This window comes from Pseudomonas sp. Irchel s3b6 (genome assembly GCF_900187415.1).
Lineage (GTDB): Bacteria > Pseudomonadota > Gammaproteobacteria > Pseudomonadales > Pseudomonadaceae > Aquipseudomonas.
Window position 1 is genome coordinate 337,610 of sequence record NZ_FYDM01000002.1, and the last position, 13,777, is coordinate 351,386.

The window sequence follows — 13,777 nt, forward strand, 5'->3', positions numbered from 1 at the left end:
CCGCGCGGGGATCGCTGGCGGCCGGCACCCGTGACCTGACGAGTAACACGATGGCTGATTTACCGATCAATGACCTAAACGTCGCCTCCAACGAGACGCTGATCACCCCTGACCAGCTCAAGCGTGATATCCCTTTGAGCGATGCCGCCCTGCGCACCGTGACCAAGGGTCGCGAAGTGATTCGCAACATCCTGGATGGCACCGACCACCGCCTGTTCGTCGTCATCGGGCCCTGCTCGATCCACGACATCAAAGCCGCACACGAATATGCCGAGCGCCTCAAGGTGCTCGCCGCTGAAGTGTCCGATACCCTGTACCTGGTCATGCGGGTCTATTTCGAAAAGCCACGTACCACCGTCGGCTGGAAAGGCCTGATCAACGACCCGTACCTGGACGACTCCTTCAAGATTCAGGACGGTCTGCACATCGGTCGTCAGTTGCTGCTGGACCTGGCCGAAATGGGCCTGCCAACAGCGACCGAAGCCCTTGACCCGATCTCCCCGCAGTACCTGCAGGACCTGATCAGCTGGTCGGCCATTGGCGCGCGCACCACCGAATCCCAGACTCACCGTGAAATGGCCTCGGGCCTGTCTTCGGCCGTCGGCTTCAAGAACGGTACCGATGGCGGCCTGACCGTAGCCATCAACGCCCTGCAATCGGTTTCCAGCCCGCACCGTTTCCTGGGGATCAACCAGGAAGGTGGCGTGTCGATCGTGACCACCAAAGGCAATGCCTACGGCCACGTGGTACTGCGCGGCGGCAACGGCAAGCCGAACTACGACTCGGTCAGCGTCGCGCTCTGCGAGCAAGCGCTGAACAAGGCCGGGATCAAGCCGAACATCATGGTCGACTGCAGCCACGCCAACTCCAACAAGGACCCGGCACTGCAACCCCTGGTGATGGAGAACGTGGCCAACCAGATCCTGGAAGGCAACCAGTCGATCATCGGCCTGATGGTCGAAAGCCATTTGAACTGGGGTTGCCAGGCGATTCCCAAGGACCTCGCCGAACTGCAGTACGGTGTGTCGATCACCGATGCCTGCATCGACTGGTCCGCGACCGAAAACACCTTGCGCAGCATGCACGCCAAGCTCAAGGATGTGCTGCCCAAGCGTGAACGCACCTGATCGGCATATGCCGCACACAAAAACGCCGGGCTTAGCCCGGCGTTTTCATGAGTGCCCCTGATCAGAGCTTGGCGGCATGGCGCTGATGACGCTCCATGTAGCGCTCCACGTAGGAACACGAAGGGATGACGGTGTAACCCATTTGTTCCGCATACTCGAGCGCCTGCTCGGTCAACGCGGCGGCAATGCCTCGGCCACGCAGCGCGTTGGGCACGAACGTGCGATAGATATCCAGGGTCTGCTTGCCCAGGTCCATATAGGTCAGGTAGGCACGATGACCGTCCACAATGGTCTCGAACTGATGACCAGCCTGGTCATGGTGGATGGACAACGCCTCGCTCATCACTGCTCCTCGCGGGTCTTGAATTGACCCCTACCTTACCGATGTTTTTCCGGCGAAGGAACCTCTGCGCCACCCCGTGCCTGTCTGGACACCGAGAAAAGGCCGTACCGATCTCGCGCAGTCTTGCACGTATCAAATAGTAGGCACCAATGGCACAAATGCTCAAGGCGCACTCGTCATGACCGCGCGTGCACTGGATCGGCACGGGGCACACCGAGGGGGCTCGACCGAAGATTCTCCCGGGCCGGGCGCCTGAACATTGCCGGATATTGAGACTTGAGACGAGCGTCGGTAGTTAAAGTCACCTCTAACATGCAAACTCGCGTGAGGCGCTCCGCAAATCGTCAACAAAAGTGTAGACGAATCAATAAAGACCGACTTTAGCCCCATACTGCGAAACAGGCACCTGGGCAGGTTGTGCGTTTCAAGCAGGTCGCTCAGGGCGGGCATCCCGGCTGCATACTTTTTATACAGTGCGATTAAAAGTTGCTCGAAAAAGAATCAGCGCCTACAATTTTTTTTGCTTCTTGCGCTACGTCAGTTTACTTACTAAAAGTAATGGGTAGTATGTACGCCGGCTGTTTCCTCACTCTGAGGTGATAGCTATTTAATAGAAAGTCCTTGAAGGGGAACACGATGAACAACGTTCTGAAATTCTCTGCTCTGGCTCTGGCCGCAGTTCTGGCTACCGGTTGCAGCAGCGTATCGAAAGAAACCGAAGCACGTCTGACTGCTACTGAAGACGCAGCAGCTCGCTCCCAGGCTCGTGCAGACGAAGCTTACCGTAAAGCTGATGAAGCTCTGGCTGCTGCTCAAAAAGCACAACAGACTGCTGACGAAGCTAACGAGCGTGCTCTGCGCATGCTGGAAAAAGCTAGCCGCAAGTAATAATCCCTCGGGATTATTATCAAGCCGACCCAGTTTCTGGGTCGGCTTTTTTATGGCCTGCGGTTTCTTGAAGCCATAAAAAAACCCGCCGAAGCGATGTCGCCCCGGCGGGTTGTTTGAAGCGCTTACTGCAGCTCGAGCGGCGCGCTGGTGACCATGGGTGCCGTGGTGTTCGGCACTGCAATCTCTACCGGCAGGCCATCTTCGGCAGCGACCACGTCGCGCACCACATCCCAGTTCATGCGCATGTTACCGGTGATGTCTTCACGCTTGAGCATGGCGTTGATCACCGAGGTGTGTTTGTCGACCACCGACGGGTTGCCCTTGTCGTCGATCGGCGTATGCGCCTCCAGATAGACCTTGCCACCGCTCACGCCCAGCTTGTACGGGTCGTTGAGGATGCGCACGGAAGTGCCCACCGGCACCATGCTGGCCATTTCCAGGACGTTATTGTTGAACATGCGGAAGCAGCCGTGGCTGGTGCGCATGCCGATGCCGAACTTCTTGTTCGAGCCATGGATCAGGTAGCCAGGCGTGCCCAGGGTGAACTTGAAGGGCCCCAGCGGGTTGTCCGGACCGGCCGGCACGACGTTTGGCAAAGGGTCGCCATCGGCCGCGTGCTCAGCCTTGATCGAGGCTGGCGGGGTCCAGGTCGGGTTCGGCGTCTTGGCAACGATGCTGGTGTGGGCAATCGGCGAGCCCCAGCCTTCACGACCAATACCCAGCGGGAAGGTGTAGACCACGTTCCGACCCTTGGGGTAGTAGTACAGGCGGTACTCGGCCAGGTTGATCACGATGCCTTCACGTGGGCCAGCCGGCAGAATGAAGCGCGTCGGCAGAATGATTTCGGTACCCGCTCCTGGCAACCATGGGTCGACACCCGGGTTGGCCGCGACCATTTCCGAATAACCCAGGTCATAGGTGGTGCCCAGATCAGCGAAGGTATCTTCGTACTTGGCCTTGACCACCTGCACCTGACCGACGATATCTTCGCCCGGTGGCGGTAAAGGCAGCTCCAACGCTGCAACGGGACCTGCCACGCACAAGGCGGCAAGAGACAGGCAGCGGGCGACGGCAGGAAAACGCGGCAACATCCGGAAAATCCTTTGCATGATCAACAGAGGGTATAAAAGACCGATTGTACACTGACACCCGGGGAATCGGGGAGCCGGGCCGACGGCCCGCCCCCGCTGGAGTGTTACAGCTCGAAACGCAACTCGGGCCAGATCGGCGAGGTACCGCGCTTTTGCGACTCGAGAATCGCCCGGCACAACGAGCACAGACGCTGGTCCTGGAACACCGTGCGGTCGACGCTCGACCAGCGCGGTTGCGCCGGCAACAAGCTGCCGCACAAGGTACGGTCGGCCGAGCCGCCCAACTCCAGTTGACGCGTCACCAGATGCACCCGGACCTCCTGGCAGGCGAACAGATCCAGCTGCTCGTCAGGCTCGATCAGTTGGTAGGCAAACAGGGACCAGGCAGAACGCGGCATCGGGGGCTCCAAATCAGGGGGGCGCCACATTAGCCGAAAGACTGCCGCTAGAAAAGCGTCACAGCAGCGGTTTTAGCGTAGGCCAGACATTTTCCAGCAACTTGTCCTGCGCCGCGACCGCCGGGTGGATGCCATCGGCCTGCATCAGCTCGGGATTGCCGCCGATTCCCTGCAGGAAAAACGGCACCAGCGGGACGTTTTTCTGTTCCGCCAGGTTGCTGTAGACCTTCGCGAAAGCCTCGGTGTAGCGCACCCCATAATTAGGCGGCAGTTGCATGCCCAACAACAGCACCTTGGCACCACTGGCCCTGGCGCTGTCGATCATCGACGCAAGATTTTGTTGCAATTGTGTAGGCGGCTGTCCGCGCAGGCCGTCATTGCCCCCCAACTCCAGCACGACCAGTTCAGGCTTATGCTCTGCAAGCAGCGCCGGCAGCCGCGCCTGGCCTCCTGCACTGGTATCGCCACTGATGGAGGCATTGACCACCTTATCGCTGAAACCCTCTTGTCGCAGCCGCTGCTCAAGCAACGACACCCACCCCTGCCGGGTATCCAGGCCGAAAGCGGCGCTGATACTATCGCCAACGATCAGGACTGTACCCGCCGCTGCGTTCTGGGCCATGCACATCAAGGCCAGGCCAGCACTCAAAAACCACACACGCATCGGACTCTCCATGGGCGCAAGCATTCTCACTGCGCGGAACCTTAGCAAAGTGGTTCCCAGCGCGGAAGGTGAACTGACCATCCTGCATCAACTCAGCCTGGAACTGAACAAGGGCGACAGCCTGGCCATTGTCGGCAGCTCCGGTTCCGGCAAATCCACCCTGCTGGGGCTGTTGGCCGGCCTCGACCTGCCCAGCAGCGGCGAGGTCACCCTGGCGGGCCAGGCCCTGGGTAACCTGGACGAGGACCAGCGCGCGCGCATCCGCGCCGAGCATGTCGGCTTCGTGTTCCAGTCCTTCCAGCTGCTCGACAGCCTCAACGCCCTGGAAAACGTCATGCTGCCGCTGGAACTCGATGGCCGCAAGGATGCCCGCGAGCGCGCCACTGAACTGCTGCGTCGCGTCGGCCTCGGCCAGCGCCTGAGCCATTCGCCGCGCCAGCTCTCAGGTGGCGAGCAACAGCGCGTGGCGATTGCCCGGGCCTTTGCCGCCGAGCCCGACGTGCTGTTTGCCGACGAGCCCACTGGCAACCTCGACACCCACACCGGCGAGCACATCAGCAACCTGCTGTTCGACCTCAATAAAGAAAGCGGCACGACCCTGGTGCTGGTCACCCACGACGAACGCCTGGCCCATCGCTGCCACCGCCTGATCCGCCTTGAAGCCGGCCTGTTGGTCGCCCCCCTGGAGCCTTGATGGCACGCTTGCCGCTGTTGCGCCTGTTCAGCCTCGCCATTCGCCAATTGATGCGCGATGCCCGTGCCGGAGAACTGCGGGTGTTGTTCTTCGCCCTGCTGGTGGCCGTCGCGGCAAGCACCGCCATCGGTTACTTCGGCGCACGCCTCAACGGCGCGATGCTGCTGCGCGCCACCGAGTTCCTCGGCGCCGACCTGCTGCTCGAAGGCAGTTCACCGGCTCGAGCGGAGCAGATTCAGAGCGGCAAGGCACTGGGCCTGCAACATGCCCGGGTGGTGGAATTTTCCAGTGTCATCGCCACCGACAAGGGCATTCAGCTGTCGAGCATCAAGGCCGCCGATGAGGTCTACCCGCTCCGGGGCCAGCTGAAAAGCGCGCCCGCCCCGTTTGCCCCCGAGGAAACGGGCGGCGGTCCAGAACCGGGCGAAGCCTGGGTCGAGGCGCGCTTGCTGACGGCGCTGGACCTGAAGATCGGCGACAGCATCGACGTCGGCATGAAAACCCTGCGCCTGAGCCGCGTCCTGACCTACGAACCGGATCGGGCCGGCAACTTCTACAGCCTCACGCCCCGGGTAATGATCAACCTCGCCGATCTGGACGCGACCGGCGTGGTGCAGCCCGGCAGCAGGGTCAGCTACCGCGAACTGTGGCGCGGCGAAGCCTCGGCACTGGAAGCTTATCGACAAGGGATCAAGCCGGGGCTGGCGGCCAACCAGCGCCTGCAGGACGCCCGCGACGGCAACCGACAGATCGGCGGTGCCCTGGGCAAGGCCGAGCGCTACTTGAACATGGCCAGCCTGGTGGCGGTGCTGTTGTCGGGCGTCGCCGTCGCGCTCTCGGCCACCCGCTTTGCCACTCGCCGCTTCGACGCCAGCGCCCTGTTACGCTGCCTTGGCTTGTCGCGTCGGGAAACCTTGCTGCTGTTCAGCCTGCAACTGGCGGTGCTCGGCCTGCTGGCCAGCATCAGCGGCGCCCTTCTCGGCTGGCTGGCCCAGCTTGGCTTGTTCGCGCTGCTGCATGACCTGCTGCCCACCGATGTCCCGCCAGGGGGATTGCTACCGGCCATTGCCGGGATAGGCACCGGCCTGGTCGCGCTCGCCGGTTTTGCCCTGCCGCCGCTGGCCGCCCTCGGTCGCGTTCCGCCGCTTCGCGTCCTGCGCCGCGACATGCTGCCGATTCCATCCAGCACCTGGATGGTCTATGGCGCCGCCTTGGCGGCCCTGGCACTGATCATGTGGCGCTTGAGTCTGGACCTGTTGCTGACGTTCGCCCTGCTGGGGGGCGGTATCATCGCCGCCCTGGTGCTCGGTGGCCTGTTGCTGCTGGTGCTCAAAAGCCTGCGTCGCCTGCTGGTCGGCGCACCGCTGGCCTGGCGCCTGGGCCTGGGCCAGTTGCTGCGCCACCCGCTGGCGGCGGCAGGCCAGTCCCTGGCCTTCGGATTGATCCTGTTGTCGATGGCGCTCATCGCCCTGCTGCGTGGCGAGCTGCTGGACACCTGGCAAAACCAGCTGCCGAAGAACGCCCCCAACTACTTCGCGCTCAATATCCTGCCGGCCGACAAACAAGCCTTCACCGATCGCCTGATCAACCTCTCCGCTCAATCGGCGCCGCTGTACCCGGTGGTACCGGGACGGCTGATCAGTATCAATGGCGAGCCGGTGCAAGGCATCGTCAGCAAGGATTCCCAGGGTGACCGGGCGATCCAGCGTGACCTGAGCCTGACCTGGGCCGCCGAATTACCGGCGGGCAACAGCATTACCGCAGGCAACTGGTGGCCAGCACAGCCTGCGGACGACATACCCGGGGTGTCGGTCGAGGGCAAAGTCGCCGAGAGCCTGAAACTCAAACTCGGCGACCACATGGTCTTCACCGTCGGCGGGGTCAATCGCGAAGCGCGGGTCACCAGCCTGCGCAACATCAACTGGGACAACTTCCAGCCGAACTTCTTCATGATCTTCCAACCCGGCACCCTGAAGGACCTGCCGGCGACCTACCTCACCAGTTTTTACCTGGCGCCCGGTCACGACGCGCAGATCGTCGAGCTGTCACGGGCCTTTCCGGCGGTGACCATCCTGCAGGTCGAAGCCTTGCTCGCCCAACTGCGCAGCATCCTTGAACAAGTCACGCTGGCGGTGGAATACGTGCTGCTGTTCGTTCTCGCGGCGGGCATGGCGGTGCTGTTTTCCGGCTTGCAGGCAACCCTCGATGAACGCATTCGTCAGGGCGCGCTGTTACGCGCCCTGGGGGCCGAACGACAACTGCTGGTCAAGGCACGGCGCATCGAGTTTGGCTTGCTGGGCGCCGTCAGCGGACTGCTCGCCGCGCTCGGTTCGGAGCTGGTGAGCCTGGTGCTTTACCGTTATGCCTTTGATCTGGCCTGGCACCCCCATCCCTGGTTGCTGCTATTGCCGGTGATCGGTGCTTTGCTGGTCGGTGGCGCCGGAGTGTTCGGCACACGACGAGCTTTGAATGCCAGCCCACTGACAGTCTTGCGCGAGGGTTGATAAACTCGAGGCCTTCTCACCAAAAGAAATCGCAATGAGCCGCTATCGCCCTCCCCGTCCTGCCGGCACCGCCCTCATCACGCCCGAGGGCGAGGCCCGGATGCGTGCCGAGTTCCATGAGCTCTGGCATGTACGTCGCCCTCAGGTCACCCAGTCGGTCAGCGAAGCCGCCGCCCAGGGCGACCGTTCTGAAAATGCCGAGTACACCTACGGCAAGAAGATGCTGCGCGAAATCGACAGCCGCGTGCGTTTTCTCACCAAACGGCTGGAAGCGCTCAAGGTGGTCAGCGAAAAACCCAGCGATCCGAACAAGGTGTACTTTGGCGCTTGGGTGACCATCGAGGATGAAGACGGCAAGCAGTCACGCTACCGGATCGTCGGCCCGGACGAGCTGGACCTCAAGCAAGGCTTGATCAGCATCGACTCGCCCCTGGCGCGTGCCCTGATCGGCAAGGCCCTGGACGCCGAAGTCCGGGTCCAGACGCCTACTAGCGAGCAGTTCGTCTACATCGTCGCCATCGATTACCCCTGAGTCAGCGACGGGCAATCAGCCCCTGGCGGGCAACACGCGTCAGTTGCCTGATCACTTCGACCGCCTCTTCGGCACTGGGCGACTGAATCACCGCCAGGTCGAAGCTGTCGCTGGCAAAGCGCGCCAGCGATTCACCGTCCTCGACAAACTGGATCAGGAACGCCGCCGGGCCGCCATTGCGACGCGGCCAGCCGTCCAGATAACGCAAGAGCGTGGGCTGATGATTACCGCCAAGGAGGATTTTCGGGTTGCGTTGGGTCAGGTGAGCCGTGATCGGCGCGGGACGTACGGGAGGGCGAAGTGCATTCATGATGTCGTGTCTCTGCCTCAAAAGTCTGCATGGCAGGTGAGAGGCAACACCGAACCAGCGCTTTAGCGGTATTTCGAAGCCTGTTTCAAGCTTCTATCGGCAACTGAATGAGTCACCTGGCGCCCCGCAAGTAGCTGTTTAAATCGGCGCATGGCAGCATCCTAGAGAAGCCGACGGGACAGTGTCAAGAATCCCGGGCAACAAAAAAGGCCCGCGCAATGCAGGCCTTTTCGTTGAGCCAGAGCGCTCAGTCCGCGATGGCGCGATCCAGTGAAAGCTTGCCGGCACCTTCGATCAGTACGGCGAAACTGCCGCCGAGCAGTGCCAGGGCAAATTCATAACCGTTGTTGGCCATGAACAGGCCGTTGCCGATGTGCACCGAGAAGATCGCCACCAGCGAAAGGAAGGCCAGGCCCAATGCCGCCGGACGCACCAGCAGCCCAACGATCAATGCCAGGCCACCGAAAAATTCCGTACCACCGGCCAGAGTCGCCATCAACTGGCCCGGTGCCAGGCCCAGGCTTTCCATGTACTGCGCAGTCCCGGCAATGCCATAGCCACCGAACATGCCAAAGAGTTTCTGCGAACCGTGGGCAGCGAAGATGATGCCGACGAAAATCCGCAAAACGGTCAGGCCGTAGCCAGCGCGAGTAGAAAATACCTTGTTGATCAATGTGCTCATGCTCTGTCATCCATTGCGAGTGTGTGTGGGTTGGTCGCTATATTAATCAGTAAACCTCATGTTAAAAGCGCAAAAAATCCGCCATACCAATCAGTTTAGCTGATCATTTGCGTGAGACCACTTTCTGCCCCTGGGCCTCCAGCGACTCCCGTTCCCGGTCATAGGCCAAGTAGTACTTGTTCACACTGTTAACATAGCTGACAGGTCCCATCCCCACCTGCTCCAACGCAACCCGCTCGACCTGGAAGAACCATTGATTGGGGTTCAGGCCACGCCGTCTGGCTTCGGCCCGCATGGCCTGGACCCGTTCCGGGCCGATGTTGTAGCCGGCCAGGACAAAGGCCATGCGCTCGCGTTCATTGAGCTTGGGGCTGGCGAAAAACTTGCGACGGATCAACGCCAGGTACTTGGCCCCGGCCTGGACATTGTTGTCCAGGGACTGAATATTGTTGACCCCGACCCGTTGCGCCGCCGACGGGGTGATCTGCATCAACCCGGTCGGGCCGCTGCCGCTTTGGGCGTTGGGTTCCAGCGCCGACTCCTTGAAGGCCAGCGCGGCCAGATTCAGCCAGTCCATGCCCTGCTCGCGGGCATGTTTCTGCAAGACCGTGCGCACCTTCTCCAGACGCTGGCGATCGGCCCGGGCCAGAGGGTTGCGCACTTGGTACAAGCGCCGATAGATGCGCAGGAACGCCACATCCTGGTCGGACGGTGTCTTGTAGCTACCCAGGAAGCGGTCAATGCTGGCCCGCAACATCGATGCATCGCGACGCACGAACCAGAACTCCTCGCCCGGCTCACTGATCACCACTTGCCGGTCAAAACGCAGTTTGGGCAGGATCTTGCCCCAACGCTCGGCGATCGGTTGCTCGACAATGGTCAGCTGAAAAATCCCGCCCTGCACCATCTCCAGAACATCTTCGACCGCCAGGCTCGGGTCGACCCATTCGATCTTGACCGGCGGCAACTTGTGCAGCGCCAGCTTCTGGTTGATCTGATTGATGGCTTCACCGGCGGCGCTGCCGGCAGGCAAGGCCAGGGTTTTGCCGGACAGTTGCTCAAGCCGGGTGTAGCGGCGCTCGCCCTTGATCCCCACCAGCAGCAACGGCACATTGCTGACAATCGGCTCGCTGGTCGTCACGCCACGAGCGCTTTGCAGATCAAGCAACTCCCCAGGTGCCACGAGGTCCCCTTCTCCGCGCTGCAAGGCGCCGAGCAGTTGGTCCTTGGCCTTGGGAATGATCTTGAGGGAAATTTCCTGGCCGTCACGGGCGCGACCGTTGAGGTACTGCTCGAAGGCGCGTAAGCGATGGTACTCAACGCCAATGCTCTGGCCCTGGACTTCACCGGAACTGTTGCGACTCTGGTTGACCAGCACCCGCAACACACGGCTGCTGCGGATCTGCTCCAGATCCCGGACCTTACCTGGCTGAACGGCTTCCACGGGCCCTGCCAACCGGGCAACCGCCGGCAACGGCAGCAGCATCGACAAGCACAGCAGTAGCAAAACCTGGAGTCGCGTCATCCGTTCTCCGGAAAGAATACTGTCCCGCTGCACAAGGAAGGCCGCAGCAGGTCGACAGAAACAGAGCGCCTGGAGCGCTGGCAAGGGTGCGAAAGCGTCAATCGGCGACGGAAAAAACCGCCGAAGTGCATTTTCGGCATCAAAAGACAGCTATAACTCGTTGTAGTTCTTGGTTTTTCTTATAAATCGACAGCTCTGGTATGCTTTCCGGCCGCAGGCCTAGGGTCTATTGACGTGTGGTGGCGAGCCGCGTTGCTGGGCCAACGTGGGCGAGGCAAGGCGCGGGATGCCGCCAATGGTTGTTCCCTTGGCAAATCCCGCAACGCCGCCTCGCCCACGTTGGCACGCAACCCGAAGGGACGGAGCCCGCTTGGTGCAGGGCTGCGTTACTCGGAACTTATTTGGAACAACCAAACCGCGTTCCTCGCGCCTTGCCCTGCACCAAGCGGGCATCCGTCGCGGCCGCCACCACACGTCAACAGACCCTAGGGTAGCACCATGCAACTCATCGATATCGGCGTCAACCTGACCAACCCCAGTTTCGCCGACAAACACCAGGCGGTACTGGACCGTGCCTATGCCGCTGGCGTCTGCCAACTGGTGCTGACCGGCACCAGTGTCGAGGGCAGCGAGCAGGCCCTGGAACTGTGCCAGCAACTGGACGAAACCGGGCAGCGGTTGTTCACCACCGCCGGCATTCATCCACACTCCGCCAGCGACTGGAATGCCGACAGCGCTCAGCGTTTACACCGTTTGCTCAAAGAGCCGAACGTGCGGGCGGTGGGTGAATGCGGGCTGGATTTCAATCGCGATTTTTCGCCGCGCCCGCAACAGGAAAAGGTACTCGAAGAGCACCTGGCAATGGCCGTCGACCTGCAATTGCCAGTGTTCCTGCATGAGCGTGACGCCAGCCAGCGCCTGCTGGAAATCCTGCGTGATTACCGAGACCAGTTACCGGCGGCCGTGGTGCATTGCTTCACCGGTGAAAAGAAGGCGCTGTTCAGTTACCTCGATCTGGACCTGCACATCGGCATCACCGGCTGGATCTGCGATGAACGCCGGGGCACGCACTTGCACCCGTTGGTGCGCGAGATTGCCCGTGGACGCTTGATGCTTGAAAGCGATGCGCCCTATCTGTTGCCCCGCAGCTTGCGCCCTAAGCCGAAGAACGGTCGCAATGAGCCGGCGTACCTGACGGAAGTACTGCGTGAAGTCGCGCTGCACCGTGGCGAGTCCCTGGAAGATCTGGCGGCACACAGCACCGCCTGCGCACGGGCGTTTTTTGCATTGCCTGCGATTGATTGAGTCGGTGCGCCTCTGCGCCGCCCTGTGGACTTGATCCACATCAAAAATTTTTCTCCTGAGTAGCGGCACAATAGTGGCACCTTGCCAATGCTGTTTCCGCTATCAGAGAAGACCTTCCATGGGTGCCTGGCTTAGCAATATCTCGCTGAAATACAAATTCTGGGCGGTCAACGCCGTCGCTTTCGTCACCACATTGCTGTTGGTACTGTATGCCGTGCAGCTGGAACAACAGGCGCGCAACCAGGCTTCACAGCAGGCGGCCAGCGCTCAGGCACGGTTGATCACGGCGTGGCCCGCCGGTCAGGCACTGCCCCAGGCCGATACCTTGCTGAACTTCAGCAAGGGCCAGACACCCAGGCTCAATGATCAGCCTCTGTCCCAATTGATCGACGCCAACGGCTGGGTCGACATCAACCCCTTGCCGCTGTTCGGCGAAACACACTTGATCGGCGCCGAAGTGGTGTCGCGGGGCAATGACCAATACACCGCCGTCCTGGCCTATGGCCCGAGCCTGAGCCAGGTGTTCAGCGATCGCTTTGCCAACTATGCAATGGCCGTGTTCATCCTCATGCTGGCGATGCTCTGTGCCTCGCAGCTGTTGATCCGCTTCCTGCTGAGCCAACTCAACACCCTCAAGGACGTCATGCTGCATGTGGAAAAAACCGGCGACCTGTCGGCACGCGTGCCGCTGTCCTGCACCGATGAGGTCGGGCAGATGGCCAGCGCCTTCAACGCCATGCAGGCCGGCTACCAACGGGTGGTCAGCACCGTGGCCCACACGGCGCGCCAGCTGGATGTCGGCGCGGCTCGCCTGGCCAGCAGCATGAACGATGTACGCCAGGGCATGCTCGGCCAGCAGAGCGAAACCGATCAGGCCGCCACCGCTATCAATGAGATGTCGGCCACGGTGTATCACATCGCCCAGCATGCCGGCGCCACGCGTGACCTGTCGAAAACCGCCGACTCCCTCGCCGGCAGTGGTCAGGAGGTGGTGGGTCGGGTGCAAACATCGATTGCCGGGCTGTCCACCGGCGTGCAGCAAACCGCCGAGATGATTCAACGCCTGGCCGAGGACAGTCAGAAAATCAATGGCGTGGTCAGCGTGATCCATAGCATCGCCGAGCAAACCAACCTGCTGGCCCTGAACGCCGCCATTGAAGCGGCGCGGGCCGGGGAAATGGGTCGAGGCTTCGCCGTGGTTGCCGACGAGGTGCGCAACCTGGCCAAGCGCGTGCAGGCCTCTACCGACGAAATCACTCGCATGGTGTCGACCTTGCAGACCGGTACCCGGGACGCAGTGGACTTCATGCAGGAGAGTTCCTACAAGGCCGACGACTGCATGCAACAGGCCCGGGAGGCGGATGTCGCACTGGCGCAGATCACCAGCGCCGTAGCACAGATGCGTGAAAGTAATACCCAGATTGCGGTGGCCGCCGAGCAGCAGAGCCAGGTCGCCGAAGAAATGAACCGCGCCGTGGTGAGTATTCGTGACGTCACCGAGTCAACCGTACAGCAGACCGTGGACTCGGCCACCACCAGCAATGAGCTGGCAACACTGGCGGGCGAGTTGAGCAAGGCCATCGGGCAACTGAAGCTTTAACCCGGGGCACCCTCATCATTGGCCATGACCGCCTATCACTTCGATAGCCAACCTTGATTCGCCGTCGACCTCTACCCCGCCTATTCTTCAGGTATGAGTTTCACGGATCGA

At 61.4% G+C, this 13,777-nt stretch carries 14 protein-coding genes; 7 read left to right on the forward strand and 7 right to left on the reverse strand.

From position 1 onward, the window contains the following. The first annotated feature begins 50 nt into the window (after positions 1 to 50). Positions 51 to 1,127 carry a 3-deoxy-7-phosphoheptulonate synthase gene (locus CKW07_RS05100; RefSeq protein WP_095078944.1) on the forward strand — a complete coding sequence of 359 codons (1,077 nt, stop codon included), beginning with the start codon at positions 51 to 53 and terminating at the stop codon, positions 1,125 to 1,127. A gap of 61 nt (positions 1,128 to 1,188) precedes the next feature. Here the strand turns inward: CKW07_RS05100 and CKW07_RS05105 are convergent, their stop codons facing one another. After that, a complete protein-coding gene (locus CKW07_RS05105) occupies positions 1,189 to 1,470 on the reverse strand; it encodes a GNAT family N-acetyltransferase (RefSeq protein WP_095143882.1) in 282 nt (93 codons plus the stop codon). A gap of 636 nt (positions 1,471 to 2,106) precedes the next feature. Here CKW07_RS05105 and oprI point away from each other — a divergent pair. Next, complete coding sequence (gene oprI, locus CKW07_RS05110; RefSeq protein WP_003172710.1) at positions 2,107 to 2,358, forward strand: outer membrane lipoprotei OprI; 252 nt, start codon at positions 2,107 to 2,109, stop codon at positions 2,356 to 2,358. Positions 2,359 to 2,483: 125 nt separating this feature from the next. Here oprI and CKW07_RS05115 read toward each other — a convergent pair whose 3' ends face one another. The 3 genes from CKW07_RS05115 to CKW07_RS05125 all read right to left on the reverse strand — a co-directional run bounded on the left by CKW07_RS05115 (position 2,484) and on the right by CKW07_RS05125 (position 4,514). Continuing rightward, positions 2,484 to 3,452 carry a L,D-transpeptidase family protein gene (locus tag CKW07_RS05115; RefSeq protein WP_095143883.1) on the reverse strand — a complete coding sequence of 323 codons (969 nt, stop codon included), beginning with the start codon at positions 3,450 to 3,452 and terminating at the stop codon, positions 2,484 to 2,486. Positions 3,453 to 3,556: 104 nt separating this feature from the next. Continuing rightward, complete coding sequence (locus CKW07_RS05120) at positions 3,557 to 3,850, reverse strand: hypothetical protein (protein WP_095078654.1); 294 nt, start codon at positions 3,848 to 3,850, stop codon at positions 3,557 to 3,559. Positions 3,851 to 3,908: 58 nt separating this feature from the next. After that, on the reverse strand, positions 3,909 to 4,514 hold the full coding sequence (locus CKW07_RS05125; RefSeq protein ID WP_095143884.1) for an arylesterase: 606 nt from the start codon (positions 4,512 to 4,514) through the stop codon (positions 3,909 to 3,911). Positions 4,515 to 4,524: 10 nt separating this feature from the next. Here CKW07_RS05125 and CKW07_RS05130 point away from each other — a divergent pair, with 10 nt between their 5' ends. From CKW07_RS05130 to greB, 3 genes are read left to right on the forward strand one after another with little or no spacing between them, the layout of a single operon-like run. Further along, on the forward strand, positions 4,525 to 5,208 hold the full coding sequence (locus tag CKW07_RS05130; protein ID WP_095143885.1) for an ABC transporter ATP-binding protein: 684 nt from the start codon (positions 4,525 to 4,527) through the stop codon (positions 5,206 to 5,208). Next, positions 5,208 to 7,712: an ABC transporter permease gene (locus CKW07_RS05135; RefSeq protein ID WP_095143886.1), complete on the forward strand. Its 2,505-nt coding sequence runs from the start codon at positions 5,208 to 5,210 to the stop codon at positions 7,710 to 7,712. The genes CKW07_RS05130 and CKW07_RS05135 overlap by 1 nt, the downstream gene beginning before the upstream one ends. Before the next feature lie 34 nt (positions 7,713 to 7,746). After that, complete coding sequence (greB, locus tag CKW07_RS05140; RefSeq protein WP_095143887.1) at positions 7,747 to 8,244, forward strand: transcription elongation factor GreB; 498 nt, start codon at positions 7,747 to 7,749, stop codon at positions 8,242 to 8,244. A gap of 1 nt (position 8,245) precedes the next feature. Here greB and CKW07_RS05145 read toward each other — a convergent pair whose 3' ends face one another. From CKW07_RS05145 to CKW07_RS05155, 3 genes are all read right to left on the reverse strand, one after another. Further along, on the reverse strand, positions 8,246 to 8,554 hold the full coding sequence (locus CKW07_RS05145; protein WP_095143888.1) for a hypothetical protein: 309 nt from the start codon (positions 8,552 to 8,554) through the stop codon (positions 8,246 to 8,248). A 247-nt stretch (positions 8,555 to 8,801) separates the two neighbouring features. Then, positions 8,802 to 9,236 carry a DoxX family protein gene (locus CKW07_RS05150; RefSeq protein WP_095143889.1) on the reverse strand — a complete coding sequence of 145 codons (435 nt, stop codon included), beginning with the start codon at positions 9,234 to 9,236 and terminating at the stop codon, positions 8,802 to 8,804. A 103-nt stretch (positions 9,237 to 9,339) separates the two neighbouring features. Continuing rightward, positions 9,340 to 10,761 (reverse strand): transglycosylase SLT domain-containing protein, encoded by a 1,422-nt coding sequence (locus CKW07_RS05155; protein ID WP_095143890.1) that lies wholly within the window; start codon positions 10,759 to 10,761, stop codon positions 9,340 to 9,342. Between the two features lie 498 nt (positions 10,762 to 11,259). On the opposite strand from CKW07_RS05155, the gene CKW07_RS05160 reads away from it, so the two are divergent. Together CKW07_RS05160 and CKW07_RS05165 are read left to right on the forward strand one after the other, a co-directional pair. Next, positions 11,260 to 12,066, forward strand: coding sequence for a TatD family hydrolase (locus tag CKW07_RS05160; protein WP_095143891.1), 807 nt, complete (start codon positions 11,260 to 11,262; stop codon positions 12,064 to 12,066). Between the two features lie 118 nt (positions 12,067 to 12,184). Next, positions 12,185 to 13,666: a methyl-accepting chemotaxis protein gene (locus CKW07_RS05165; protein WP_095143892.1), complete on the forward strand. Its 1,482-nt coding sequence runs from the start codon at positions 12,185 to 12,187 to the stop codon at positions 13,664 to 13,666. Positions 13,667 to 13,777 lie beyond the last annotated feature (111 nt).